At 62.3% G+C, this 292-nt stretch carries 1 pseudogene; it reads left to right on the forward strand.

Annotated elements, in window-relative coordinates:
- Positions 1–264: pseudogene (locus EN857_RS34120) on the forward strand (Crp/Fnr family transcriptional regulator); the annotation flags it as partial.
- Positions 265–292 lie beyond the last annotated feature (28 nt).

Genomic DNA, 292 nt, shown 5'->3' on the forward strand with positions numbered 1-292 from the left:
TGGCGCCTGCCGGTTGAAAACCTTCGCCCTGCGATTAGCCCGTCGCTTCGCACCTCAGTGCTGGATTATGCCCACGCGTTCCTCGTCCAATCATGCCGGACGGCACTGGTCAATGGCCACTCCAAGATCGAAGAACGGCTGGCCCGCTGGCAGCTGATGGTCCACGACCGTGCGGAAGGAGATAAGATCCTCCCGACGCATGAATTTCTGGCGACCATGCTCGCGCCCACCGCCCGCGGTCACCACGGCCCTGCAAATGCTTGAGTATCGAGGACTGGTGCACGCCAAGCGC

It is taken from the genome of Mesorhizobium sp. M4B.F.Ca.ET.214.01.1.1 (genome assembly GCF_004791545.1).
Taxonomy (GTDB): domain Bacteria; phylum Pseudomonadota; class Alphaproteobacteria; order Rhizobiales; family Rhizobiaceae; genus Mesorhizobium; species Mesorhizobium abyssinicae.